This is a genomic window from Pseudomonas sp. NPDC096950 (assembly GCF_044762525.1).
GTDB lineage: Bacteria > Pseudomonadota > Gammaproteobacteria > Pseudomonadales > Pseudomonadaceae > Aquipseudomonas.
In genome coordinates, this window is the sequence record NZ_JBIWEL010000018.1 from 83,021 (window position 1) to 107,976 (window position 24,956).

21 protein-coding genes are annotated in these 24,956 nt (G+C 61.1%); 13 read left to right on the plus strand and 8 right to left on the minus strand.

Annotated elements, in window-relative coordinates; genetic code table 11:
- Window positions 1-27: 27 nt before the first annotated feature.
- Both ACIQY3_RS24195 and rimK read left to right on the plus strand, forming a co-directional pair.
- Window positions 28-489 (plus strand): ATP-dependent zinc protease, encoded by a 462-nt coding sequence (locus ACIQY3_RS24195; RefSeq protein WP_177331474.1) that lies wholly within the window; start codon window positions 28-30, stop codon window positions 487-489.
- Window positions 486-1,391 (plus strand): 30S ribosomal protein S6--L-glutamate ligase, encoded by a 906-nt coding sequence (gene rimK, locus ACIQY3_RS24200; protein WP_054047778.1) that lies wholly within the window; start codon window positions 486-488, stop codon window positions 1,389-1,391. Before ACIQY3_RS24195 ends, rimK begins: the two co-directional genes overlap by 4 nt.
- 185 nt (window positions 1,392-1,576) lie before the next feature.
- On the opposite strand, the gene ACIQY3_RS24205 is transcribed toward rimK, so the two are convergent.
- Together ACIQY3_RS24205 and ompR are read right to left on the minus strand one after the other, a co-directional pair.
- On the minus strand, window positions 1,577-2,890 hold the full coding sequence (locus tag ACIQY3_RS24205; RefSeq protein WP_054047782.1) for an ATP-binding protein: 1,314 nt from the start codon (window positions 2,888-2,890) through the stop codon (window positions 1,577-1,579).
- A 103-nt stretch (window positions 2,891-2,993) separates the two neighbouring features.
- Window positions 2,994-3,734: a two-component system response regulator OmpR gene (gene ompR / locus ACIQY3_RS24210; protein WP_064675389.1), complete on the minus strand. Its 741-nt coding sequence runs from the start codon at window positions 3,732-3,734 to the stop codon at window positions 2,994-2,996.
- A 360-nt stretch (window positions 3,735-4,094) separates the two neighbouring features.
- Here ompR and ACIQY3_RS24215 point away from each other — a divergent pair, with 360 nt between their 5' ends.
- The 7 genes from ACIQY3_RS24215 (at window position 4,095) to tauD (ending at window position 12,406) form a co-directional block, all read left to right on the plus strand.
- Entirely contained in the window at window positions 4,095-6,419 is a 2,325-nt protein-coding gene (locus ACIQY3_RS24215) for a Tex family protein (protein WP_403024566.1), read from the plus strand.
- Window positions 6,419-6,802, plus strand: a complete 384-nt coding sequence (locus ACIQY3_RS24220) for a PaaI family thioesterase (protein ID WP_123498192.1) — start codon at window positions 6,419-6,421, stop codon at window positions 6,800-6,802. Before ACIQY3_RS24215 ends, ACIQY3_RS24220 begins: the two co-directional genes overlap by 1 nt.
- A 258-nt stretch (window positions 6,803-7,060) precedes the next feature.
- Window positions 7,061-8,644 (plus strand): glutamate--cysteine ligase, encoded by a 1,584-nt coding sequence (gshA, locus tag ACIQY3_RS24225; RefSeq protein ID WP_403024570.1) that lies wholly within the window; start codon window positions 7,061-7,063, stop codon window positions 8,642-8,644.
- Between the two features lie 246 nt (window positions 8,645-8,890).
- Window positions 8,891-9,868, plus strand: coding sequence for a taurine ABC transporter substrate-binding protein (gene tauA / locus ACIQY3_RS24230; protein ID WP_403024573.1), 978 nt, complete (start codon window positions 8,891-8,893; stop codon window positions 9,866-9,868).
- A gap of 15 nt (window positions 9,869-9,883) precedes the next feature.
- Window positions 9,884-10,678, plus strand: a complete 795-nt coding sequence (gene tauB / locus ACIQY3_RS24235) for a taurine ABC transporter ATP-binding subunit (RefSeq protein ID WP_403024576.1) — start codon at window positions 9,884-9,886, stop codon at window positions 10,676-10,678.
- Window positions 10,675-11,508 (plus strand): taurine ABC transporter permease TauC, encoded by an 834-nt coding sequence (tauC, locus tag ACIQY3_RS24240; RefSeq protein ID WP_403024579.1) that lies wholly within the window; start codon window positions 10,675-10,677, stop codon window positions 11,506-11,508. Before tauB ends, tauC begins: the two co-directional genes overlap by 4 nt.
- A 55-nt stretch (window positions 11,509-11,563) precedes the next feature.
- On the plus strand, window positions 11,564-12,406 hold the full coding sequence (gene tauD, locus ACIQY3_RS24245; protein ID WP_403024582.1) for a taurine dioxygenase: 843 nt from the start codon (window positions 11,564-11,566) through the stop codon (window positions 12,404-12,406).
- Between the two features lie 136 nt (window positions 12,407-12,542).
- Here the strand turns inward: tauD and mgrA are convergent, their stop codons facing one another.
- From mgrA to ACIQY3_RS24260, 3 genes are all read right to left on the minus strand, one after another.
- Window positions 12,543-13,580: an L-glyceraldehyde 3-phosphate reductase gene (gene mgrA / locus ACIQY3_RS24250; protein ID WP_054047800.1), complete on the minus strand. Its 1,038-nt coding sequence runs from the start codon at window positions 13,578-13,580 to the stop codon at window positions 12,543-12,545.
- 109 nt (window positions 13,581-13,689) lie between these two features.
- Window positions 13,690-15,009, minus strand: coding sequence for an LLM class flavin-dependent oxidoreductase (locus ACIQY3_RS24255; RefSeq protein ID WP_403024586.1), 1,320 nt, complete (start codon window positions 15,007-15,009; stop codon window positions 13,690-13,692).
- A 2-nt stretch (window positions 15,010-15,011) separates the two neighbouring features.
- Entirely contained in the window at window positions 15,012-17,258 is a 2,247-nt protein-coding gene (locus ACIQY3_RS24260; RefSeq protein WP_403024589.1) for a TonB-dependent receptor, read from the minus strand.
- Window positions 17,259-17,464: 206 nt separating this feature from the next.
- Here ACIQY3_RS24260 and ACIQY3_RS24265 point away from each other — a divergent pair, with 206 nt between their 5' ends.
- Window positions 17,465-18,505, plus strand: a complete 1,041-nt coding sequence (locus ACIQY3_RS24265; protein ID WP_403024592.1) for a LacI family DNA-binding transcriptional regulator — start codon at window positions 17,465-17,467, stop codon at window positions 18,503-18,505.
- A gap of 136 nt (window positions 18,506-18,641) precedes the next feature.
- Here ACIQY3_RS24265 and ACIQY3_RS24270 read toward each other — a convergent pair whose 3' ends face one another.
- Window positions 18,642-19,532 (minus strand): LysR family transcriptional regulator, encoded by an 891-nt coding sequence (locus tag ACIQY3_RS24270; protein ID WP_403024595.1) that lies wholly within the window; start codon window positions 19,530-19,532, stop codon window positions 18,642-18,644.
- Window positions 19,533-19,660: 128 nt separating this feature from the next.
- On the opposite strand from ACIQY3_RS24270, the gene ACIQY3_RS24275 reads away from it, so the two are divergent.
- The 3 genes from ACIQY3_RS24275 to ACIQY3_RS24285 are packed head-to-tail and all read left to right on the plus strand — an operon-like array spanning window position 19,661 to window position 21,604.
- Window positions 19,661-20,401 (plus strand): SDR family oxidoreductase, encoded by a 741-nt coding sequence (locus ACIQY3_RS24275; RefSeq protein ID WP_403024598.1) that lies wholly within the window; start codon window positions 19,661-19,663, stop codon window positions 20,399-20,401.
- 23 nt (window positions 20,402-20,424) lie between these two features.
- Window positions 20,425-21,312 (plus strand): SDR family oxidoreductase, encoded by an 888-nt coding sequence (locus tag ACIQY3_RS24280; protein WP_403024600.1) that lies wholly within the window; start codon window positions 20,425-20,427, stop codon window positions 21,310-21,312.
- A gap of 34 nt (window positions 21,313-21,346) precedes the next feature.
- A complete protein-coding gene (locus tag ACIQY3_RS24285; protein ID WP_403024605.1) occupies window positions 21,347-21,604 on the plus strand; it encodes a hypothetical protein in 258 nt (85 codons plus the stop codon).
- Window positions 21,605-21,621: 17 nt separating this feature from the next.
- On the opposite strand, the gene betT is transcribed toward ACIQY3_RS24285, so the two are convergent.
- Window positions 21,622-23,577 carry a choline transporter BetT gene (gene betT / locus ACIQY3_RS24290; protein ID WP_403024715.1) on the minus strand — a complete coding sequence of 652 codons (1,956 nt, stop codon included), beginning with the start codon at window positions 23,575-23,577 and terminating at the stop codon, window positions 21,622-21,624.
- Between the two features lie 410 nt (window positions 23,578-23,987).
- Window positions 23,988-24,914 carry a serine O-acetyltransferase EpsC gene (epsC, locus tag ACIQY3_RS24295; RefSeq protein ID WP_403024610.1) on the minus strand — a complete coding sequence of 309 codons (927 nt, stop codon included), beginning with the start codon at window positions 24,912-24,914 and terminating at the stop codon, window positions 23,988-23,990.
- Window positions 24,915-24,956: the final 42 nt, after the last annotated feature.

Sequence of the window (24,956 nt, forward strand, 5' to 3'; positions counted from 1 at the left end):
TTTTTCCTATTGAAGACATTTGACCATTTGACCGTTGTCGGTCTGCGCGAGTGGGTGGCGCTCCCGGATTTGGGAGTCGCAGGCCTTCGGGCAAAAATCGACACCGGCGCCAGCACCTCCAGCCTGCACGCCACCGACATCGAGACATTCGAGCGCGACGGGCAGGAATGGGTGCGCTTCACCGCGCACCTGGGCACGGTGGTGCAATTGCGCCACCGCCGCTGCGAGGCACCGCTGGTGACGATGAAAACCATTAAAAGCTCCAACGGCCACGCGCAGATGCGTTATGTGGTCAGCACCACCCTGGCCCTCGGTGATCGGGTCTGGCGGGTCGAGTTCACCCTCGCCTGCCGCAAGTCCATGCGTTATCGCCTGTTACTCGGTTCCAAAGCCCTGATCGACGGCCAGTTGGTGGTCAATCCGGGCATTAAATATGTACAAGACAAGCCGGTGTTCCCGGTATCTACCTCTTCCACAGGTGTTGCATGAAGATCGCTGTGCTGTCGCGGAACCCGCGTCTGTATTCCACCCGTCGTCTGGTCGAAGCCGGTATCGAGCGTGGCCATGAAATGGTGGTGATCGACACCTTGCGCGCCTACATGAACATTGCCAGCCACAAGCCGCAGATTCACTACCGCGGCAAACCGCTGGAAGGTTTCGATGCGGTGATCCCCCGGATCGGTGCCTCGGTGACGTTTTACGGCTGCGCGGTGTTGCGCCAGTTTGAAATGATGGGGGTGTTCCCGCTCAACGAGTCGGTGGCCATCGCCCGTTCGCGGGACAAGTTGCGCTCGTTGCAATTGCTGTCACGCCGGGGGATCGGTTTGCCGGTCACCGGGTTTGCCCACTCGCCGGATGACATTCCCGACCTGATTGACATGGTCAACGGCGCCCCGCTGGTGATCAAGGTGCTGGAAGGCACCCAGGGTATCGGCGTAGTGCTGTGCGAAACGGCCACTGCGGCGGAGTCGGTGATCGAAGCGTTCATGGGCCTGAAGCAGAACATCATGGTTCAGGAATACATCAAGGAAGCCGGCGGCGCGGACATTCGCTGTTTCGTGGTCGGCGACAAGGTGATCGCGGCGATGAAGCGCCAGGCCAAGCCAGGGGAGTTCCGCTCCAACCTGCATCGCGGCGGCAGCGCGAGCCTGATCAAGATCACCCCGGAAGAACGCATGACGGCGTTGCGGGCAGCCAAGGTGATGGGTCTGGCGGTGGCGGGGGTGGATATCCTGCGTTCCAATCACGGGCCGCTGGTGATGGAAGTGAACTCGTCGCCGGGGCTGGAAGGGATTGAAACCACCACCGGGAAGAACGTGGCGGGGATCATCATCGAGCACCTGGAGAAGAATGGTGGGCCGAATATGACGCGGACCAAAGGCAAGGGCTGACGCCCAGCCTCGAGCAGCAAGCTACAAGCCTCAAGTGAAAAACAACGGCAGTTCCGCGCAGGATCTGCTTGATCGTTCCCACGCTCTGCGTGGGAATGCCTCTACGGACGCTCTGCGTTCGGCTTTGAATGGGGACGCGGAGCGTCCCGGGCTGCATTCCCACGCGGAGCGTGGGAACGATCGGGTCAGACTGCGTCTCTAGGAAGCATCAACCCAAGCGGCAACCGCACCCGCGCCTCAAGCCCGCCACCCGACCGGTTACGCAACTCAACATTCCCGCCATGCATCGAAGCAATCCGCTTCACGATCGCCAGGCCCAACCCGGTGCCTTTCCCGCCCCGCGCCCGATCGCCACGGGTAAACGGATTGAAGATCGCCTCCAGTTCCGACGGATCAATCCCCGCCCCACGGTCCATCACGCTCAGCACTACATACGGCGCGCTGGTATCTCCGGACACATAGGCCGCCACCTCAACGCCACTGCCCGCATGGTGCAAGGCGTTGCCAATCAGGTTATTCAGCAAGCGCTTCATCGACACCCGACGCAGCGGGAACGGCTGGATCGGTTCCAGACGTAAACGCACTTTCTCTTCGTTCTGGTTGTACGGCGCGGCGACCTCGCGCACCAGGTCACTCAGGTCCACCTCTTCCACCGACTCGTCACGCCCGTCGCGAATGAACGCCAGGAACTGGTCGAGAATCGCGTCCATGTCTTCGATGTCGCGCACCATGTCGTCCGACAGGTCGCTGTGATCGCCCATCAATTCCAGGGACAAGCGCAAGCGGGTCAGCGGTGTGCGCAAATCGTGGGACACCCCGGCCAGCATCAACTCACGCTCGCGACCGGCCTGTTCGACGTCTTCGGCCATCTGGTTGAACGCGCGGTAAACTTCGGCCATTTCACTCGGCGTGTCGCTGATCGGCAGGCGCACGCTGCGGCCCTGACCAAGTTGCCTTGCGGCATAGACCAGACGTTTCAAAGGTTGATTGAGCTGGCTGACAAAAATCCATGCCGAGGCGGTGGACAGCAAGCCGATGGCGAGGAACCAGCCGAGTACGTTCCAGATTTTCTGGCCACGCAACGGATGCGGATACAACGGCACCTTCAGCCAGCCATCGCCCAGGCTGGGCGCCCGGACCCACAGCGCCGGCGGCGAGTGCATGCGTAATCGGACTTCGGTGTCGGCGCCCAGCTCCGCCTGCATTTGCCGCTGGTAGATCTCGCTGTACGGCCAGTGTTGTTCGCCTTCCGGCACACCGGCGCCGACCACCCGAATCAGGGTCGCGGCATCCGCGATTTTCGTACGGTTTTCTTCATCGGCGGCCCAATACGCGCGCAGTGTCAGGGCGACGCCGTGGCTGTACTGGCGGTCCACCAGCACGTCTTCGTTCATCAACAGATAAACCAGGGTCAGCGCTTTCGAGAACAGGACGACGATCAGCACCAGCCACAGGGTGCGGGAGAAGAAACTCTGGGGGAACCAAACGGGGGTTTTCATGGATAACCGCTACACACTTGCAGGAGCGAGCGATGCTCGCATATTGCGGATCGCGAGTCTGCGGACAACTTCGTCCGCAAGACCCGCTCCTACAAATCGCCGATCACTTGGTGGCGGCGCCATCCGGAACGAACACGTAACCCACACCCCAAACGGTCTGGATGTAACGCGGTTTGGATGGATCAGGTTCGATCATCCGGCGCAGACGGGAGATCTGCACGTCGATGGAACGCTCCAGGGCATCCCACTCGCGGCCACGGGCCAGGTTCATCAGCTTGTCGCGGGTCAGCGGCTGACGGGCGTTCATGACCAGGGCCTTGAGCACCGCGAACTCACCGGTGGTGAGCATGTGCACTTCATCGCCGCGCTTCAGTTCGCGGGTGGCCAGGGACAGTTCGTAGTCACCGAAGGTCACACTTTCGTCTTCGCTGCCCGGTGCACCCGGCACTGGCGCAGCCTGACGACGCAGGACCGCTTTGACCCGGGCCATTAGCTCGTCCGGGTTGAACGGCTTGGCCAGGTAATCGTCGGCGCCCAGTTCCAGGCCCTTGATGCGGCTCAGCTCGTCGCCCTTGGCGGTGAGCATGATGATCGGAATCTGATTGTTCGCGCCGCGCAGGCGGCGGCAGGCGGTCAAACCGTCTTCACCGGGCAGCATCAGGTCGAGGACGACCAGGTTGAACACTTCACGCGCCAGCAGGCGGTCCATCTGTTCCGTGTTCGGTACGGCGCGGGCACGGTAGCCCTTGCTGACGAAAAAGCGTTCCAGCAGGCTGCTCAGCCCTGGATCGTCATCAACAATAAGAATTTTTTCGCCTTCAGCAATGTTTGCAGTGCTGCTCATTAGATGCTCCTTTTAGCTCGGCGCGCATTATGGCGTAGCTGCCGTTATACGCACCGTGTGCATTGTTAGCAGATTTTTCCTTCACCGCCAGAAAACCGGCCTTTTTGCCTACAGAGCGCAATGCCCCCGAATGACAGAACGCTGGTTATAATGCGCGGCGTTTTGTGTCAGGCAACGTCTGATCGTTACTGTAAACGGCCCTTTTTATTTTCATGGCACGCGCAGTAATTGTTCGATTTCACGGGTCAACGGGATGCCTGTTGACCCAGGTAGCGGCGCAGGCCAGGCCGCTCAACCAGTCTCGCCGAGCCTTTATCCCTGCGCCTGCGAGCCTGCTTTCACAATTTGTCAGGTGGTTTTATGGACAGCATCAACAGCCGCATCGCCGAGGAACTCGGTGTACGCCCACAACAGGTCGAAGCGGCCGTCGCGCTACTCGATGAAGGCTCTACCGTTCCCTTCATCGCCCGCTACCGGAAAGAAGTGACCGGCAGCCTCGATGACATCCAGTTGCGGCATCTGGAAGAGCGTCTGCGCTACCTGCGAGAACTCGACGAACGGCGCATCAGCATCCTCGCCAGCATCCAGGAGCAAGGCAAGCTGACCCCGCAACTCGAGCGCGACATCAAACTCGCCGACACCAAGACCCGCCTCGAAGACTTGTACCTGCCGTACAAGCAGAAGCGCCGCACCAAGGGCCAGATTGCCCTGGAAGCCGGCCTCGGCGACTTGGCCGACGGCCTGTTCAACGACCCGAGCCTGACCCCGGACGCCGAAGCCGCACGCTTTGTCGATGCCGAAAAAGGCGTGGCTGACGTGAAGGCTGCCCTCGAAGGCGCCAAATACATCCTGATGGAGCGCTTCGCCGAAGACGCCGGCCTGTTGGACAAGCTGCGCAGCTACCTCAAGCAGGAAGCCACCCTAAGTGCCCGCGTGATCGCCGGCAAGGAAGAGGAAGGCGCCAAGTTCCGCGACTATTTCGAACACGATGAACCGCTGAAAAGCATGCCGTCGCACCGCGCGCTGGCGATTTTCCGTGGCCGCAACGAAGGCATTCTCAGCACCGCGCTGAAAGTCGGCGACGAACTGCCGGGCACCATGCACCCCTGCGAAGGCATGATCGGCCAGCAATTCGGCATCCAGAACCAGAACCGTGCCGCCGACAAATGGCTGGGCGAAGTGGTGCGCTGGACCTGGAAGGTCAAGCTTTACACCCACCTGGAAACCGACCTGCTAGGCGAACTGCGCGATGGCGCGGAAACCGAAGCGATCAACGTGTTCGCGCACAACCTGCACGACTTGCTGCTGTCGGCCCCGGCCGGCCCGCGCGCCACGCTGGGTCTCGACCCGGGCCTTCGCACCGGTTGCAAGGTCGCCGTGGTCGATTCCACCGGCAAGCTGCTGGATCACGCCACGGTTTACCCGCACGTGCCGCACAACAAGTGGGACCAAACCATCGCGATCCTTGCCGCCCTGTGTGCCAAGCACGCGGTAGACCTGATCGCCATCGGCAACGGCACCGCCAGCCGCGAAACCGACAAACTGGCCGCAGAGCTGATCAAAAAATATCCAGCGATGAAGATGACCAAAGTCATGGTCTCCGAGGCCGGTGCATCGGTTTACTCGGCGTCGGAACTGGCTTCCAAGGAATTCCCGGATCTGGACGTGTCGATCCGTGGCGCGGTGTCCATCGCGCGTCGCCTGCAGGATCCACTGGCCGAACTGGTGAAGATCGATCCGAAATCCATCGGCGTCGGCCAGTACCAGCACGATGTGTCGCAGCTGAAACTGGCGCGTGGCCTGGACGCTGTGGTCGAGGACTGCGTAAACGCCGTGGGCGTGGACGTGAACACGGCTTCCGTGGCGCTGCTGGCGCGTATCTCCGGCCTCAACGCGACTCTGGCGCAGAACATCGTTAGCCACCGCGACGAGCACGGTGCGTTCAAAACCCGTGCCGCGCTGAAGAAAGTCGCGCGTCTGGGCGAAAAAACCTTCGAACAAGCCGCCGGTTTCCTACGCGTCATGAATGGCGACAACCCGCTGGATTCGTCGGCAGTTCACCCGGAAGCCTATCCGCTGGTGCAGCGCATTGCCGCTGAAACCGACCGCGATATCCGTTCGCTGATCGGCGACGCGAGCTTCCTCAAGCGCCTCGATCCGAAGAAGTACACCGACGAGACGTTCGGTCTGCCAACGGTCACCGACATCCTGCAAGAGCTGGAAAAGCCCGGTCGCGATCCGCGTCCCGAGTTCAAGACCGCCGAGTTCCAGGAAGGCGTCGAAGACCTCAAGGACCTGCAACTGGGTATGATCCTGGAAGGCGTGGTGACCAACGTGACCAACTTCGGCGCATTCGTCGATATCGGCGTGCATCAGGATGGTTTGGTGCACATCTCTGCGCTTTCGGAGAAGTTCATCAAGGATCCGCGCGAAGCGGTGAAGGCTGGTGATGTGGTGAAAGTGAAGGTCATGGAAGTCGACATCCCGCGCAAACGCGTGGGCCTGTCGATGCGCATGAGCGACACCCCGGGCGAGAAAATCGACGGTGCCCGTGGTGCGCGTCCGGGTTCGGCCCCGCGCCAGTCCCAGAACAACGCACCGCGCAAGGAAACCACGGCAGCGGCCCCGGCCAACAACGCCATGGCTTCGCTGTTCGCCAACGCCAAGCAGTTGAAGAAACGCTGATGGAAATCCCTGCCGGCCTGACCGAAAGCGCTTTTTTCAAGCTGCTGGGGTGCCGCTTGCACAGCCTGGAAACCGGGGTGGCGCAAGTCGCCCTGGGCCTTGAGCCAGAGCTGCGCAATCGCGGCGGCAAGCTGCACGGCGGGGCGTTGTTCAGCCTGGTGGACATCGCCATGGGGCTGGCTTGTTCCAGCACCCACGGCTTTGACCAGCAGAGCGCGACCATCGAGTGCAAGATCAACTACATTCGCGCGGTTTCCGACGGCGAAGTCATGTGCACGGCGCGGGTCATCCACCCGGGCCGGCGTACGCTGGTGGTCGAGGCCGACGTGATGCAGGGCGACAAACTGGTCGCAAAAGCACAAGGCACGTTCGCTGTCCTGTAGCTAGATGTCATCGATTTGAGTTAATTTCGGCGCTGTGACCGCAGCGCCGAAATTTCCTGTGGGAGCGGGCTTGCTCGCGAAGGCGATGTATCAGGCAATTTATTTGTTGACTGACACTCCCTCTCCGCGGGCAAGCCCGCTCCAACATCGATTGCGGCTCGTTCCAAAACCAGGCGAAAACGCCAGTTTTAACTTCACCCTTGTAGACCGTCTTGCCCACCCCCATATTGGGGCGACTGACGCGTGAAGGAATCCAACTTGAGCGAACTTCTCAACCGCCGCCTGGCTCTGCTCGGCGAGCGCGCTAACCTCTCTCTGCTCGAACAGTGCCTTCACGGCATCGAACGTGAATGCCTGCGCGTGACCGGCGAAGGTCGCCTGGCGCAAACGCCGCACCCGGAAGAATTGGGTTCCGCGCTGACCAACGAACAGATCACCACCGATTATTCCGAATCGCTGCTGGAGTTCATCACGCCTGCCCTGCCCGACCCGGCGGATACCCTGGCGAGCCTCGACAGCATTCACCGCTTTGCCTACAGCAAGCTCGGTAGCGAGTTTCTGTGGAGTCCATCGATGCCGTGCCCGTTGCCGGCCGAGGAAGACATCCCGATTGCCTATTACGGCACGTCCAACATCGGTCAGCTCAAGTACGTCTACCGCAAGGGCCTGGCCCTGCGTTATGGCAAGACCATGCAGTGCATCGCCGGGATTCACTACAACTTTTCCCTGCCTGAAAAGCTCTGGCCGCTGCTCAAAGAGGCTGAAGGCTTTGTCGGCACCGACCGCGACTATCAGTCGTCGGCCTACATTGCGCTGATCCGCAATTTCCGTCGCTACAGCTGGCTGCTGATGTACCTGTTCGGTGCCTCCCCAGCCCTGGACGCCGGTTTCCTGCGCGGTCGTTCGCACCAGTTGGAACAACTGGACCCGGACACCTTGTACCTGCCGTACGCCACCAGCCTGCGCATGAGCGACCTCGGTTACCAGAGCAACGCCCAGGCCGGCCTGACGCCGTGCTACAACGATCTGGCGAGCTACACCGACAGCCTGCGCAAAGCCGTGGCCACGCCTTACGCGCCGTACGTGGAAGTCGGCACGCACAAGGACGGTGAGTGGGTTCAGCTCAACACCAACATCCTGCAGATCGAAAACGAGTACTACTCCAACATCCGCCCGAAACGCGTGACCTACACCGGCGAACGGCCGATCCAGGCGTTGGTGGCCCGTGGCATTCAGTACGTCGAAGTGCGTTGCCTGGACATCAACCCGTTCCTGCCGATGGGCATCGATCTGACGGAATCGCGGTTCCTCGACGCGTTCCTGCTGTACTGCGCGCTCAACGACAGCCCGCTGCTGGCCAACACCACCTGCAATAACGCCACCTTGAACTTCCTCAGCGTGGTCAAGGAAGGTCGTCGCCCGGGCTTGCAATTGCAGCGTGACGGTCAGCCGGTGGACATGAAGGAATGGGCCACCGAACTGCTGGAGAACATCGCCCCGCTCGCCGCACTGCTCGATCAAAGCCACGGCGGCGATGCGCATAGCAAGGCGCTGGACGTGCAGCTGGAGAAGGTCAAGGATTCGTCCCGGACCCCATCGGCCCAAGTGCTGGCGGCGATGGCCGAGCATAAGGAAAGCTTTGCCCAGTTCTCCCTGCGTCAGAGCCGGGTGCATGCCGAGTACTTCCGCAGTGAGCCGCTGAGTGCTGAAGACCAGGCGAAGTTTGAAGAGCGCGCGCGTTCGTCCCTCGCTGAACAAGCGGAGCTGGAGCAGAACGAAGTCGGCGATTTCGATGTGTTTGTCGGGTCGTATCAGGCGAGTATTCTGGCGATCAGTAATTAACCTGCAAAGCAGGTTCCCTGTGGGAGAGGGCTTGCTCGCGAAGGCGGTGCGCCAGTCAACATTAATGTCGGCTGACACTCCCTCTTCGCGAGCAAGCCCGCTCCCACATTAAATTGCGATCAACTACTCTCCCTTAGAATTTTCCGCTCATAAGCTCATTCGAAAAAGTTATTTATTTTCGGATTCTTATATCCTTTAGTCTCCTTTTCACGCCGATCCTCGGTCGCCTGACAAGGAGCTTCTCCAATGAAACTGAATTTCCCACTTCGCCTCCTGGCGGCCGCGTCTTTGGCTGCGGCGAGTTTCTTTGCCCAGGCGGCTGACGTCACCGTCGCCTACCAGACCACCGTGGACCCGGCCAAAGTCGCCCAGGCCGACGGTGCTTACGAAAAAGCCACCAACGCCAAGATCGACTGGCGCAAATTCGACAACGGTGCCGACATCATCGCCGCCATCGCTTCCGGCGACGTGCAGATCGGCTACCTCGGTTCCAGCCCGTTGACCGCTGCGATCACCCGCAAAGTCCCGGTTGAAACTTTCCTCATCGCCACCCAGATTGGCGCCGCTGAAGCGCTGGTTGCCCGCGACGGTTCCGGGATCAAGACCCCACAAGACCTGATCGGCAAGAAAATCGCCGTGCCATTCGTTTCCACCGGCCACTACAGCCTGTTGGCCGCGCTGAAGCACTGGAACATCGATCCGTCGAAAGTCACCATCCTCAACCTCGCGCCGCCAGCCATCGTCGCTGCGTGGAAACGCGGTGATATCGACGCCACGTACGTATGGGACCCAGCCCTCGGTGTGGCCAAGGAAAACGGCAAGGTACTGATCACCTCCGGCGAACTGGCCAAGTTCGGCGCACCGACTTTCGATGCCTGGATCGTGCGTAAAGACTTCGCCGAGAAGCACCCGGAAATCGTCACCGCATTCGCCAAAGTGACCCTCGACGCCTACGCCGAGTACCGCAAGGACCCGAAAACCTGGCTCGCCAACCAAAGCAACGTCGACAAACTGGTGAAGCTCTCCGGCGCCAAGGCTTCTGACATTCCATTGCTGCTGCAAGGCAACGTCTACCCGCTGGCGGCTGATCAAGTGATCACCCTCGGCGTGCCGACCACCAAGGCCATCACCGACACCGCCGTGTTCCTGAAAGAACAAGGCAAGGTCGAGGCCGTGCTGCCGGACTACGCCCCGTATGTCAGCGCCAAATACATCACCAACTGATCGGAGTTAACCGCGATGGCTTTGCTACAGCTGGAGCGCATCAGCGCACAGTACCCCGGCAGTCCGGAACCGGTACTGACGGATATTTCCTTGAGCCTGGGGCCCCAGCAATTGCTGGTGGCCCTCGGCCCGTCCGGCAGTGGCAAGACTTCGCTGTTGAACCTGATTGCAGGTTTCGTCGAGCCCAGCGCCGGGCGCATCACCCTTGACGGCGTGCCGGTCAAAGGCCCGAGCGCCGAGCGCGGCGTGGTGTTCCAGGACGACGCCCTGCTGCCCTGGCAGGACGTGCTGGCCAACGTCGGTTTCGGCCTGGAACTGGCCGGCATTGCCAAAGACAAACGGGAAATCCGCGCGAGGGAAATGCTCGCGCTGGTGGACCTTTCCGGTTTCGAAAATCGCCGCATCTGGCAGCTCTCGGGCGGCCAGAAGCAACGCGTCGGCCTCGCCCGTGCGCTCGCCGCCGACCCGCGCGTATTGCTGATGGACGAACCCTTCGGCGCCCTCGACGCCTTTACCCGCGAACAGATGCAGGAGCTGCTGCTGCAAGTCTGGCAGCGCACCGCCAAACCGGTATTCCTGATTACCCACGACATCGAAGAAGCGGTGTTCCTCGCCACTGACCTGATTCTGCTAGCGCCGAACCCCGGGCAAATCGTCGAGCGCCTGAGCCTGGATTTCGGTCAGCGTTACGCCGCCGGCGAGTCGGCGCGGGCGATCAAATCCGACCCGCGCTTTATCGAAACACGCGAACACGTACTCTCCAAAGTGTTCTCCCAACGCAGCGCCGCCACGCGGCAGGAGCGCGCATGAGCAGCTATGAAATTCCGGCCGTGACGGTGAAACCCGGTTCGACGGTGATTCCGGTGCGTCGCAGTTTCAGTACGCGTTGGATCAGTGTGCTGACGCTGTTCGCCTTGGTGTTCATCTGGTGGGCCGTCACCGCCACGGGGATGATCGAACCGCTGTTCCTGCCTCCACCGTCCGCCGTGCTGCAAAAAGGCTGGCTGCTGGCGACCACGGGCTACATGGATTCAACCTTGTGGCAGCACTTGGGCGCGAGCTTGAGCCGTATCGGCCTGGGCCTCGGCTTCGCGGTGCTGACCGCCGTGCCGGTCGGGATTGCCATCGGCCATAACCGCATCGCGCGCGGGATTCTCGATCCGCTGATCGAGTTCTACCGTCCGATTCCACCGTTGGCGTATCTGCCGCTGATCGTGATCTGGTGCGGCATCGGTGAGCTGTCGAAAGTCTTGCTGATCTACCTGGCGATCTTCGCCCCGATTGCCATCGCCACCGCGACGGGCGTGCGCACGGTCGATCCGGCCAAGTTACGCGCCGCGCAGTCCTTGGGCGCGACTCGGGCGCAGTTGATTCGGCATGTGATTCTGCCGAGTGCGCTGCCGGATATTTTGACCGGCGTGCGCATTGGTCTGGGCGTGGGTTGGTCGACGCTGGTTGCCGCCGAGTTGATCGCCGCCACCAGCGGGCTGGGCTTTATGGTGCAGTCGGCGGCCCAGTTCCTGGTCACCGATGTGGTGGTGCTGGGGATTCTGGTGATCGCGCTGATCGCCTTCGCCATGGAAATGGGCCTGCGCGCACTGCAACGCAAACTGGTGCCGTGGCACGGCCAGGCGCACTGAAGATTTGTCATTGACCATGCCAACAGCTTGGCACCCAAGATTGAAGAGAACCACCATGAGCAACTTGACCATCGTCCCCCTGAGTTCGGCCCTCGGCGCGCAAATCAGCGGCATCGACATCAGCCAGCCGCTGGACCAGGAACAGCGCGACGCCATCGAACAGGCGCTGCTCAAGCACCAAGTGCTGTTCTTCCGCGACCAGCCAATCACGCCGCAGCAGCAAGCGCGTTTCGCTGCGAATTTCGGCGATCTGCACATCCATCCGATCTACCCGAATGTGCCGGAACAACCGGAAGTGCTGATCCTCGACACCGCCGTCACCGACGTACGCGATAACGCGATCTGGCACACCGACGTCACCTTCCTGCCAACCCCGGCCTTGGGCGCGGTACTCAGCGCCAAGTTACTGCCGGAGTTCGGCGGCGACACCTTGTGGGCCAGCGGGATTGCGGCGTATGAGGCGCTGTCGGCGCCGATGAAGACCTTGCTTGAAGGGCTGACCGCGACTCACGATTTCACTCGCTCATTTCCGCTGGAACGCTATGGCAATACGCCTGAGGCGCTGGCGCAGTGGGAAGAAGCCCGGCGCAAGAATCCGCCGTTGTCGCATCCGGTAATCCGCACGCACCCGGTGAGCGGGCGCCGTTCGTTGTTCGTCAATGAAGGGTTCACGTCGAAGATCAATGAATTGTCGGAGACGGAAAGCGAGGCGATTCTGAAGCTGCTGTTCGCCCACGCGACCCGGCCGGAATTCACCATTCGCTGGCGCTGGCAGAAGGACGACGTGGCGTTCTGGGATAACCGCGTGACCCAGCATTACGCGGTGGACGACTACCGCCCGGCGCGGCGCGTGATGCAGCGGGCTACCGTGTTGGGGGATGTACCGTTTTTCAAGTGAACCCTGATTGAATCGTTGATTGATCTGGCCCCTTCGCGAGCAAGCCCGCTCCCACAGTTGGAATGCGTTCCAATGTGGGAGCGGGCTTGCTCGCGAAGGCGATATTACTGGCGCCGAAAGATCCGGCGCCGAACACTTACTCAGCCGTCGAAGGCTTCTCCCAAAGATTGATCCCGCCTTCCTGGGCAAACCGATCGATCTCCGCCAACTCTTCCGCGCTAAAGCTCAGATTCTTCAACGCCCCGACGTTCTCGATGATCTGCTCTGGCCGGCTCGCGCCGATCAGTGCTGAAGTCACGCGTGGGTCGCGCAGGGTCCAGGCCAACGCCAATTGCGCCAGGCTCTGGCCGCGACGCTTGGCGATTTCGTTGAGCCCGCGCACATGGGCAATGTTGGCTTCGGACAAGTGCGATTCCTGCAACGAACCACCACCCGGACGGTTGACCCGCGCATCCTTCGGAATGCCGTTGAGGTATTTGTCGGTCAACAAGCCCTGCGCCAACGGTGTGAAGGCAATCACCCCAGCACCGAGTTCGTCGGTGACGTCCAGCAGATCTTTTTCCACCCAGCGGTTGAGCAGGTTGTAGGCCGGCTGGTGAATCAGCAGCGGTACTTTCCACTCTTGCAACAGCGCGGCGATTTCGCGGGTTTTCACCCCGGAATACGACGAGATACCGATGTACAGCGCCTTGCCTTGCTGCACCGCAGTGGCCAATGCGCTGGCGGTTTCTTCCAGCGGGGTGTCCGGGTCGAAGCGGTGGGAATAAAAGATGTCCACGTAATCGAGGCCCAGGCGTTGCAGGCTCTGGTCGAGGCTGGCCAGCACGTATTTGCGCGAGCCGCCGCCCTGGCCATAAGGGCCTGGCCACATGTCCCAACCAGCCTTGCTGGAGATGATCAGCTCGTCGCGGTACTGCTTGAAGTCTTCACGCAGCAGGCGACCGAAGTTGATCTCGGCGCTGCCGTACGGCGGGCCGTAGTTGTTGGCCAGGTCGAAGTGGTTGATGCCCAGGTCGAACGCAGTACGCAACAGCGAGCGCTGGGTGTCGATCGGCGTGCTGTCGCCGAAGTTGTGCCACAGCCCCAGGGACAGTGCTGGCAGCACCAGCCCGCTGCGGCCTACGCGGCGGTAAGGGATGGAGTCATAGCGGTTTTCGGCAGCGGTGTAAGTCATCGAATCCTCTCTTGTCTGTCTTGAAATGGTGTCGACTTCTTCGCGAGCAGGCTCGCTCCCACATTTGGAAAGCATTCTCCTGTGGGAGCGAGCCTGCTCGCGAACGGTGTTACACAAATCGATTGCCTGGCCTGGCGAGCCCAAGGTTCTGGCGCAAGGTCCGGCCTTCGTACTCTGTTCTGAACAAGCCTCGGCGTTGCAGTTCCGGAACCACGCCGCTGGCAAAGTCTTGCAACCCGCCCGGCAGGTGCGGCACCAGCACATTGAAACCATCCGCCGCGCCCTGTTCGAACCATTCCTGCAAGCGGTCGGCAATTTGTACCGACGTGCCCACCAGGCTGTAATGCCCGCGACCGCCGGCAATCTTGCGGCCCAGTTCGGCAAGGCTGAGGTTTTCCCGGCCTGCCAGCTCGGTCAGCAGTTTCTGTCGGCTTTGCTGACCGCTTTCGGTCAACGGCAACTCCGGCAGCGGTCCTTCCAACGGGTACTTCGACAAGTCGAAGTTGCCCAGCATACGCCCAAGTAATGCGACGCCAACCTCAGGTTCGACTAATTGCTGAAACGTTTCATATTTCTCCCGGGCTTCGCTTTCGGTCTGCCCGACGACCACAAAAACACCGGGCATGATTTTCAGCGAGTCGGCACTGCGACCGTAGCGACTCAAGCGTCCCTTGAGGTCGGCATAAAACGCCTGGGCATTGGCCAGGGACGTCTGCGCGGTGAACACCACCTCAGCGGTTTGCGCTGCCAATTCACGACCGAGTTCGGAAGAACCCGCCTGCACAATCACCGGTTGACCCTGGGGTGAGCGCGCCACATTCAGCGGACCTTTAACGCGGAAGTGTTCCCCGACATGATCCAGCACGTGTACTTTTTCCGGGCGGTAGTACGTACCGCTGGCTTTGTCGCGTACAAAGGCGTCGTCTGCCCAACTGTCCCACAATCCGGTGACCACCTGATGAAACTCCCGAGCCCGGCTGTAGCGGTCGGCGTGGCCGATATGCTCGTCGCGACCGAAATTCTGCGCTTCGGCGGCATTGTCGGAAGTCACCAGATTCCACCCTGAGCGCCCCCCGGAAAGATGGTCCAGGGAAGCGAACTTTCGTGCTACGTGGTACGGCTCGTTATAGCTGGTTGTGGCCGTGGCAATCAGCCCGATACGCTCGGTCACAGCGCTCAATGCAGCGAGCAAAGTCAGGGGTTCAAAGTGGTCTGAGCGCGCCATGCGGCTGGCAATCGCTCCGGTTGGAGCCGCCAGGCTGTCGGCGATGAACAACGCGTCAAACTTCGCCGCTTCGGCAATCTGCGCCAGGTGCTTGTAGTGGGCGAAGTCGAGTCCGGCGTCGGCTGGCACGTCGGGGTGGCGCCAGGCAGCGACGTGATGCCCGGTGGCCATGAGGAACGCGCCGAGCTTGAGCTGTCGGGTCATGGTCAGAAGTCCTTGCGCAGTTGCACGCCGAAGTAGCGCTCGTCGTCCCGTGGCACGGCGCGGTAGATGTAGTTGCCGCCGCTGGCCAGCAGCGGGGAGTAGGACTTGTCGGCGAGGTTCTTGCCCAGCAGCGCCACGCGCCAGCCGTTGCTGTAATCCGCCAGGGCCACGCTCGCATTCCACAAACCGTAAGCGCCCTGCTTGGTGTCAGCGTTCTGGCTGATGTCGTACTGCACTTCGCTCTGCCAGCTGTAGTCGGTGCCGAGTTCGATATCCAGGCCGTTATCCAGCGGGATCGTGTAGTCGGCACGCACGTAGCTTTTCCAGTCAGGACTGAAGGGCAACGGCTTGCCGTTGACGTTGCACGACGCCGCCGCGCCGGCCGGGCAGGCGAACTCGTCGATACGCGCGCGGGTGTAAGCCAGGGCGCCGGAGAACTTCAGTTGCTGGGTCGCCTGCAAGGCGTAATCAAGCTCTACGCCTTCGGTGCTGACGCTGCCGGCGTTGATCAAACGCGTCACCACTTGCCCGGCGACGGTGTCGAAGAAGTTCGCTTGATAGTTGTCGTAATCGCTGTGGAATACCGCCAGGTTGGTGGTCAGGCGATTGTTCCACGAGGTGGCTTTGATCCCCGCCTCCCAGGTGTTGGACGTCTCCGGTTTCAGCGCCTCGGTGTCCCGTGGCTGCATGTTGAAGAACACGTTGTAGGCCGGGCCTTTGTAGCCGCGCGAATAGGTCAAATACGTGGTGACCGCATCGCTCAAGTCGTACTGCACGCCGAGTCGCCCGGACCAGCCGTCCTCGTCCACCGAACCGGAGCTGCTGGTGCCCGGCTGAATGCCGCTGACGGTGGTGGCCGAGGTGGAGACCCGGCGGTGATCGTATTCCAGATCGTCATGGGTCCAGCGCAGGCCGGCGATACCACGGAAGTTCGAGGTGAAGTTGAGGGTGCTTTCGCCGAACACCGCGTAGCTGTCGCTGGTGGTGCTGTAATCGGCGACGCCACGGTTGATGGCGGTCGGGGTGGTCAAGGTGCGCTGGTACGTTTCCTCATCCTTGCCGTGCATGTAGAACAGGCCGCCGACGTACTCCATGAATTCGCCTTTCGGTGAAGCCAGCCGCAGTTCCTGGGAGTACTGATCAAACGCCAGATCGCCCTTGTCAGCCGTGCCAGGGAACGCCGCGGTCACGGTGCCGAGGCGATCGCCGTCCTGATACTGCGTGTTGTCCCAACCGCGCCACGCGGTGATCGAGGTCAGGGTGTAATCGCCGAGGTTCCAGTCGAGCTGGCCGGACAGGCCCTTGTTGATGTCATCGACGTGGGTGCGGGTGTCGGTGTTGATATCGCGGTTATCGCTGGACGCTCGCACCGGGTTCAAGGCATTGGCGAACGCCGGGGTCAGGGATTTGCTGACCACGCCATTGGGCGCGTCGTCGTGGGACTGCATGTAATCGGCAATCAGGGTGAACTTGAGGTCGTCATTCGGGGTGAACTCCAGTTTGCCGCGCACGCCTTTGTGGTTGTAGCCGTTGACCTCCTGGCCGTTGTGCTCATTGTCGACGTTACCGTCGTAGCTGCCGAACAGCGTGGTGATCGAACCCTTCAGCGTGTCCGGAATCAGGCTGCCGCCAATGCCGAATCGGGTGCGACTTTCGTTGCCGCTGTAGTACGACTGATCGATGAAGCCATGGGTCTCGGCGGTCGGCGCTTTGCTGGTGATGTTGAGCACACCGGCCGAGGCGTTCTTGCCGAACAGCGTGCCTTGAGGGCCGCGCAGGACTTCGATGCGCTCCAGGTCCAGCAGGTCAAGGGTCGCCTGCCCCGGACGGGCGTAGACCACGCCGTCGATCACCGTGGCCACGGTCGGCTCGACGCCTGGTGACGTGGAAATCGTCCCCACTCCGCGAACGAACAGCGAGGTGTCCTTGTTCGAAGCACCGGTCCGGAAATTCAGCGACGGCACCTGCTGCACGATGCTGGCCACGCCGTTGCGGTTGTCACGCTCAAGCTGCTCGCCATCCAGTACGGACACCGCCACCGGGACTTTCTGCAACGACTCTTCGCGGCGAGTAGCGGTCACCGTGACGGACTTAAGTGTGGGTTCCTGGTCTGCGCTGTCGGCGGCGAAAGCGCCGGGCACAGGCAACGCGTTCAACCCGGCGAGCAGCCAGCCCAGATGCGGCCGGCGTGGTGTGGCGGCGCGAATCGATCGCGCCAGTTTTTGTGTTTCCCCAGGAATGCTTTGCATGGTCTGCCCGCTCGAAAATTGCCCTGAACCGCTGCCCTTCTGCGAAGACAGCGCCTGTGAATGTGTCTTGGGCATTCGCTCGAGCGAGTAGCAGACAGAACGCTTTGTTAGCGCTAACATCGCCAGTATCAGCAAGCCGGACATAGACCGTCCAATACTGAAAAATTACTTTTATATGCGTTTTGGTTTTGAAGAGGGATCACCCGTTGAGTGAAGAAAAACCCCGCAAACGCCGTGGCGCCGGCCGAGTAACGCTCAATACCGTGGCGCGACAGGCCGGGGTTTCAGCGATCACCGTGTCGCGCTATTTCAATCAACCGGAACAGGTTTCGCCGGAGCGGCGCGAACGCATTGCGGCGGTGGTGGCCGAGTTGGGTTACGTGCCGAATCTGGTGGCCGGTGGGCTGGCGTCGGCGCGCGGCAAGATTGTCGGCATGGTGATCCCGAACATCTCCGGGCCGATCTTCGCCAACACGATTCAAGGTTTCAGCGACACCCTCAGCCGCCACGGTTACCAACTGTTGTTGGCCTCGAGTTACTTCAGCGCCGAGCAGGAAGAAAGCGCCGTGCGGGCGTTTCTCGGCTGGTCGCCGGCGGCGTTGGTGCTGACCAGTCACTTTCACAGCGCCGGCACCGAAAAGATGATTGCCGAAGCGGATATCCCGGTGATCGAAACCTGGGATTACCAACCCGAACGCGAGCCGCTGCAAATCGGTTTTTCGCATTTTGAAGTGGGCGTGACAGCCGCACGGTACCTGCATGGCAAAGGCTATCGGCGGATAGCGTTTGTGCAGAACAGCGCACCGGGAGACCTCAGTGCGCTGGAGCGACGGGATGGTTACGCGGCGACCGTTCGCGAGCTGGGGCTGGAACCGTGGGTGTTCGCCCCGGATGCGGATCGCGCGCCGTTCGAGGCCGGCAAACAGGCGATGGAAACCCTCATGAACGCCTCCCCTAGCCCCGACGCCATCATCTTCGCCAACGACAACCTCGCCGCCGGCGGCTTGCTGGCCGGGCAGCGGGCGGGGCTGAAAATCCCCGAAGACTGCGCGGTCCTCGGCTTTGGCGATTACCCATTCGCCGAAATGCTGCTGCCAAGCCTGAGCACCATCAAGCCACCGGCACTGGAGATCGGCGTACTCGCGGCGACGCGAGTGCTGGAGAGCCTGGGAGTGTTGCCGGTGGAGGATGAGGTGCGGCGGTTGAACCTGCTGGAGTGCCATGTGATCGAGCGCGAAAGCGCCTGACGGAATTGCAAAATACCTGTGGGAGCGGGCTTGCTCGCGAAAGCGGTCTGACATTCAACACTGAAGTCGCCTGACACACCGCTTTCGCGAGCAAGCCCGCTCCCACAGGTTTATTTGCCTGACTCGATAGTCGTGGCTACCGAGCCCCGGCAAACACTTCCCCCAACCAATCCACAAACACCCGTACCCGTGGCGACATGTGGCGGTTATGCGGGTACAGCACTGAAACCGGCATCGGTGGCGGTGGTGTGGTGGTGAGGATTTCCTGCACCAGCCCCTGGGCTATCTGCGTTTCCATCCGGTAGTGCGGGCACTGGATGATGCCGAGCCCGGCAATTGCCGAGGCGGCGTAGATCTCGGCGCCGAACACCGACAGCGCGCCATCGATGGTCACTTCCTGCAGTTCGCCATCGACCATGAATTCAAATGGAAACTGCTTGGCGGTGGTGCGCGACACGTAGTTCACCGCGCGGTGATTTTTCAGGTCTTCGAGGCTTTTCGGTTCGCCGTATTTGCGCAGGTACGCGGGGCTGGCGCAGGTGATCTGGCGCAGGTTGGCCACGCGTTTGCCGATCAATGCCGAGTCGCTCAGGGTGCCGGCGCGCAGGACGCAATCGACACCTTCAGCGATCAGGTCGACAAAGCGGTCGGCTTCGCTGATCGACAATTCGATATCCGGATAACGCGCCATGAATTGCGGCAGCGCCGGGATCACAAAGTGTTTGGCCAGCGTGCCATGCAAATCCACGCGCAACCGCCCTTTCGGTGCCACACCGCGAAACGCCAGCTCGGCCTCTTCCAGCTCTGCCAACAACTGCATGCAACGCAAGTAGTACGCCTCGCCATCCAGGGTCGGGCGCACTTTACGTGTGCTGCGCTCCAGCAGTCGCGTGCCGAGCCAGGCTTCGAACTGGTTCAACGTATGGGTCAGCGTAGCCCGTGGCAGGTTCAGGTCATCGGCGGCCAGGGTGAAGCTGCTGCGCTCGTAAATCCGAACGAACACCTTCATCGCTTTGACTTGATCCATATGCGTCTCCGAGACTCGATTGTTGGCGATTATTGAACAGTCAAGGCAACTCTCGTGCATTTATCGCCCTGAGTAAACATGTGAAATTGGCTCCACCCCAAGCCAACAACTTCACAGGAACCACCGCCATGACCACTCAAACCTCGAAAGTAGCCATCGTCACCGGCGCCTCCCGCGGCATCGGCGCAGTGATCGCCAAACAACTGGCCAGCGAAGGTTTCGCCGTCGCCATCAACTACGCCAGCAGCGCCACCGAAGCCTCAAAACTGGTGGTCGAATTGCATCAGGCCGGCCACCAGGCCGTAGCGATCAAGGCCGACGTTTCCAGCGCCGACGACGTTCGCCGTTTGTTCGACGAAACCGAAGCGCAACTGGGCAAGGTCGATGTGCTGGTCAACAACGCCGGCATCCTCAAGGTGCTGCCACTGGCGCAGCACAGCGACGAACTGTTCGACCAGAACTTCAACATCCACACCCGCGGCACGTTCAACGCCCTGCGTGAAGCCGCCACTCGCCTGAACAGCGGCGGGCGGATCATCAACTTCTCCAGCAGCACCGTCGGCCTGAACCTGCCGGGCTACGCGGTGTACATCGCCAGCAAAGCGGCGGTGGAATCTCTGACCCAAGTGTTCGCCAAGGAAATGCGCGGTCGCAACATCACCGTCAACGCCGTCGCGCCGGGCCCGGTCGCTACCGACCTGTTCCTGCACGGCAAGAGCGAAGAACAGATCCAGGCCTTCGCCAAGATGGCGCCGCTGGAACGCCTGGCCCAGCCAGAAGATATCTCCCGCGTCGTGTCTTTCCTGGTCGGCCCTGAATCGGGCTGGGTCAACGGGCAAATCCTGCGGGTCAACGGTGGTCTGGTCTGAGCAGCCGAATCAAGGAGAACCTTATGACAAACGTCATTCTCATCACTGGCGCCGGTACCGGTATCGGCAAACTCGCTGCCGAATCCCTCGCCCGCGCCGGGCACATCGTTTACGCCAGCATGCGTGACGTAAACGGGCGCAACGCCTCACGAGCCGATGGTTTTCGCCAATGGGCCAAGGACCAGAACGTCGAGTTGCATCCACTGGAACTGGACGTGTTGTCCCAGGATTCAGCCGACGCTGCGGTCGCCACCATCGTCAAACAGCAAGGGCGTATCGACGTGGTGATTCAGAACGCCGGGCACCTGGTGATCGGCCCGACCGAAGCCTTCACCGCCGAAGAAATCATGAAGGTCTTCGACACCAATTTCTACGGTGCCCATCGAGTCAGCCGCGCGGTATTGCCGCAGATGCGCGCTCGGGCCTCGGGCTTGGTGTTGTGGATCAGCAGCTCTACGACCAAGGGCGGCTTCCCACCGTTCATGGGGCCTTATGCCGCCGCGAAAGCAGCGATGGATTCCCTGGCGGTGAGCATGTCCTACGAACTGACCCGCTTCGGCATCGAAACTTCGATCGTGGTACCCGGTGCATTCACCCGTGGCACCGATCATTTCCCCAGCTCCGGCAAACCGGCCGACGTCGCGCGCAACGCCGCCTATGCTCGATATGACGGGGTAATGGATAAAGTCGGTGAGCGATTGAGCGCATTGACCCCGGACGATGCCGATCCGCAAGCGGTGGCCGACGAAATCGTGCGGATTGTCGGCTTGCCTCAAGACTGCCGGCCGGCGCGCTCGGTGATCGATTTTGTCGGGGATGGAGCGGCTGAGGTGCTGGAAGTTTCGGAGCGAGTGCGGATCAGCTTTGCCAAGCGGATCGGGATTGATGATTTGCTTCACGTGAATCTGTAAGCGCCAGCCACCGATCATTTATCAGGAGAACACCATGCACACCACCATCATCATCTTCTTCGGCCTGGTTCTGCTGGCGCTGATGCTCTACATCGGCGAGCGAGTCGGCTTCAGCCGCCAGACGCTGACTTACAGCTTCGTCGTCCTGTGGCTGGCGTTGACGGTGATCAACGGCGCAGTCGGCGTGGTCACCGCCGGCCAATCCTTGAGTTCGGAACTGGTAGTCGGCACGGTGGTGTTCAGCGTGCCGGTGGCGGCGCTGGTTCTGTTCATGGTGCTGAGCAAAACCTAGACGCCACCGGCGCCCGATCAACGAACCAGATGCAGGAACTGCATGTGCCGTTCGTACTGGTCGAGGATGTCGTTGATGATCTGCTCCTTGGTGTAACCCACCAGATCGTAGTCCTGACTGCCCTCGCTCAAATGCACTTCGGCCCGGTAATAGCGACGGTTGTTGAGTTGCTTGGAACCCATGCCGCCACGAGCGAAGGACGGCGTGAAGTAGCCACGCATCTGCACCTGATAGATGAACGGATGCTGCTCGCCATGCCCGATTTCCAGGCTGACGCTGTCATTTGCCGGGTCCGGCTGAGCGACCACGTTCAACCCCTTCTCGACAAACACCGCCGTCACTTCTTCAATCGCCGGACGCACCGTGGTTTCGAGGAAACGATAGACCTCATCCCGCGACGGGAAATGCACCGCCTGACTCAAGCGCTGACGCCAGCCGCCCCGCTTGGAACCGGAGACCGGCGCCAGGGAATGCATCTGCGCAATCTGCTTCTGGGATTCCAGGTAGAACGCTTTGTGCAGCCCCCACATCATCAGCAGCAGGATCATCGAGAACGGCAACGAGGTCAGCACCACCGCTGATTTCAACGCATCGATGCTGCCGGAGAACAGCAGCGCACTGGTCACCAGCGCAGTCATCGCACCCCAGAACACCCGCAGCCATTTCGGCCCGTCTTCATCCGGGTTGCCGCCCTTCGCAGAGAGCGTCGACAACACCACAGTGCCTGAGTCGGCGGACGTGACGAAGAACACGAAGCTGATAAACACCGTCACCGCGATTACGGTTTTGCTCCACGGGTAGGTTTCCAACAACAGGTACAAGGTCATCGACGGGTTATCGATGGCCGACATACCGAGTGCCGTCATGCCGTGGTTGAGCACTTGGTCGATGGCGCTGTTGCCGAAGATCGACATCCACGCCAGGGTAAAACCGAGCGGAATCAGCAACACACCAAAGACGAATTCGCGGATGGTCCGGCCACGGGAAATCCGTGCGATAAACAGGCCCACGAAAGGCGACCATGCAATCCACCAGGCCCAGTAGAACACCGTCCAGCCGCCCAGCCAGTCGCTGGGTTTGTCGTAGGCGTAGAGATCGAAACTCTTCATCGGCAATGCGCCGAGGTAGTCACCGATGTTCTGGATCAAAGTGTTGAGCAGGTGTTGCGTCGGGCCGGCGAACAACACGAACAGCAGCAGCGCGCAGGCCAGCAGCATGTTGATGTCGGACATCACCCGCACGCCTTTATCGACGCCGGACACCGCGACAATGATCGCCGCGCCCATCATCAAGGTGATCAGGCCGACCTGAATCCAGTGGGTGTGGGCGATGCCGAACAGGTAGTCGAGCCCCGAGTTGAGGTGCAACACCCCGAAGCCCATGTCCGCACCGAGGCCGAACACCGTGGCGATGATGCCGAAGCCGTCCACCGCGTAACCGATCGGGCCGTTGATGCGTTTGCCAATCAGCGGGTACAGCGCCGAACGCAGGGCCAGCGGCAGGTTATGGCGATAGGCAAAGTAGGCCAGCGCCATGCCGACGAAAGCGAACACGCCCCAGCCATGCAGGCCCCAATGCAGAAACAGAATCTGCATCGCCTGCCGCGCCGCTTCCGGCGTACCGGCGGTGCCTTGGGGCGGTTGCGCCAGGTGCGTCAGCGGTTCGGACACGCAAAAGAAAAACAGCGTAATGCTGATTCCGGCGGCGAACAGCATACCGGCCCAGGACAGGTAGCTGAATTCGGGCTCGTCGTGGTCGGCACCGAGCTTGATCTTGCCGTAGCCAGACAACGCGGTGACCACCACGAAGACCAGATACAGGGTCATCGCGAGCATGTAATACCAGCCGACCGTGTTGGCCGCCCAGTTTTGCGCTTCCAGTAACCAGGCACCGGCCTGTTCGGGCATGGCCATGACGACAACGCCGAACAACAGAATGAAACCCGCCGCAAAGTAGAACACTGGCGGATTCATGCGGACCTGGCCGCTGGGAGAGGTGGACGGTGCACTCATGAACAGTGCACCTCAAGGGGGTGAAACAGGGCAATCAATAACGGACTCGGCAAGGGCAAGCCTCCTGTTGTGAGCGGGCAGCAAACCGGCGGTTTAACTTGAATGAGCGTTCAAGTTAAACATGAATAGCGTGCTAAGGACTAATCGCAGGGCTCGGCGGTCGCTTTCCTACGCTAGCTCAAGGAAGGGTATGACGCGGAGTTTGGAGGATTCGTTCAGTGGGAAAGGAGCTAATTGCCAGTATCGCGGTTCGGCTTGAAACCATTCGCGAGCAAGCCCGCTCCCACAGTGGATTCGCGCCGAACACAAAACCAATGTGGGAGCGGGCTTGCTCGCGAAGAGGCCAGATCAATCAATCGAGAATTCGAGGTTTACTTCTGCGTCCCATCATCATGCTGCAAATTCGCCTGGGTCAGGTTGCACCCCGCCGGCACGCTGCGGGTCAGCCACACATTGCCGCCAATGGTCGAACCCTTGCCGATGGTAATCCGCCCCAAAATCGTCGCCCCGGCATAAATCACCACATCGTCTTCGACAATCGGATGCCGTGGATGGCCCTTCTGCAATTGACCGTCCTCATCCGACGGGAAACGCTTGGCGCCCAGGGTCACCGCCTGATAAATCCGCACCCGCTCGCCAATGATCGCCGTCTCGCCGATCACCGCGCCCGTCCCGTGATCGATAAAGAAGCTGCGACCGATCTGCGCCCCCGGATGAATGTCGATGCCGGTGGCGGAGTGAGCGATTTCCGCGCTGATCCGCGCCAGCAACGGCAACCCGGCGCGGTACAAATGATGGGCGAGGCGATGGTGAATCACCGCCAGAATCCCCGGATAGCACAGCAATACTTCATCGACGCTGCGGGCCGCCGGGTCGCCGTGATAGGCCGCCAGCACGTCGGTGTCCAACAGACTGCGCAGCCCCGGCAGCGCGAGGGCAAAGTCCTGGATGATCTGGATCGTCTTGGCTTCGACTTCGGTGTCGGCCTGGTCGCTGTGGCGAGCCGCGTAACGCAACTCCAGCCGCGCCTGGGCCAGCAACGCATTCAGCGCGACATCGAGGGTGTGGCCGACGTAGAAGTCTTCACTCTCTTCACGCAAATCCACCGGCCCCAGGCGCATCGGGAACAACGCACCGCACAGGGCTTCGAGAATCTCTGCCATCGCCGCTCGGGACGGCAACTCGCGACCACCCTGCTCGCCGCTGGCGCGACCATTTTGTGCACGCCATTGATCACGCGCGGTGCGCAGTTGACTGACGATGGTCTGCAATTGCCAATGGCTGGAACGCTCGCTCACGGTAAAAACTCCTCACGGGCGGCCGGACTGTCTGGCCGCACT